Genomic DNA, 1258 nt, shown 5'->3' on the forward strand with positions numbered 1-1258 from the left:
ATGGGTAACAGGTTATAACAGTACGGTAAACAGCTGACGGAGGTTTACCGTGCCCTGGACTGAGACTGTTACCATGCAACGTTTGCAGTTTGTCGCGGCCTGCCTTGAAGGCAACCTTCCCGTTGCCGAGGTATGCCGCCGCTTTAATATCAGCCGTAAGACTGGTTACAAGTGGCTGGCCCGTTTTTCACCGGATGATGCTGCGTCCCTGGCTGACCGCTCCCGGGCGCGCCATCACCAGAACTCAACCCCTGAACCCATGGTGCAGCTGTTGCTGGACACGAAACAGCTGCACCCGCTATGGGGGCCGGAGAAAATCAGGCAGCGACTGCTTAACCTGAATATCACCGGCGTGCCTGCGGCCAGTACGATTGGAGAGCTGTTTCGGGTTCACGGGCTGGTTAAAAAGCGTCGGCCTCCGGCTTTTAAATCCACACGTCCTCATGAACTACATACTGTCGTCCACCCCAATGATGTCTGGAGTGCCGATTTCAAGGGTAAATTTACTCATACCGGCGGGCGCTGGTGTCATCCTTTCACGCTGACCGACAACTGCAGCAGGATAGTGCTGGCGTGCGATGCCACCTATATGCCTGACGGCCGATTTGTCATTCCCTGCCTTGAGCGGGTGTTCCGGGAATGCGGTATGCCTCAGGTGCTGCGTACGGACAACGGACCGCCGTTTGCCGGTGCAGGCCTGTGGGGGCTGAGCCAGATGTCCATCTGGCTGATTAAATGTGGTGTCCTGCCGGAACGTACGCGGCCGGGTAAGCCCACGGAGAACGGGCGGCATGAGCGGATGCACCGGACCCTGAAGGATGCACTAAAGCGACATACAAAGTTCACGTCCCTGGAAGAGCAGCAGGCCTGGCTGGATGCCTGGCGCAGTGAGTTTAATGACATACGCCCCCACAAGGCGCTGGGCGGAAAAACACCCGGTTCGGTCTGGTATCCGTCAGAGCGCATCTTTACCGGCCCGCTGAAGGCAATGCCGGTACCGGATGATGCACGGGTATTACGCGTCTCAGTAAAAGGCGATTTATGCTTTAACAGCACCCGGATATTTTTATCGGAGGCGCTGAGGGGAGAATGGATATGGATGAAGCAGGTCGAAGAAGATCTGGATGAGATAGGTTTTGGTGAACTGATACTGGCCCGGTACGACAGAAGAAATCATCGTATAATCCGGGCCGATTAAGTCAAAAAGTGTTACCTATGTGACCGGTCAGATCTGTAACCCATGTGACCGGTTCATACA

General features: G+C 55.5%; 1 protein-coding gene. It reads left to right on the plus strand.

Translation table 11 applies throughout. The features are described 5' to 3' along the window. Positions 1–73 precede the first annotated feature (73 nt). Positions 74–1198, plus strand: coding sequence for an integrase core domain-containing protein (locus tag F3J30_RS22460; protein WP_211053367.1), 1125 nt, complete (start codon positions 74–76; stop codon positions 1196–1198). Positions 1199–1258: the final 60 nt, after the last annotated feature.

This window comes from Enterobacter sp. Tr-810, from assembly GCF_011752765.1.
GTDB lineage: Bacteria > Pseudomonadota > Gammaproteobacteria > Enterobacterales > Enterobacteriaceae > Enterobacter > Enterobacter soli.

Coding starts and splice junctions, on each gene's coding strand:
- F3J30_RS22460 (WP_211053367.1), top strand. CDS start 74: ATGCAACGTTTGCAGTTTGTCGCGGCCTGCCTTGAAGGCAACCTTCCC.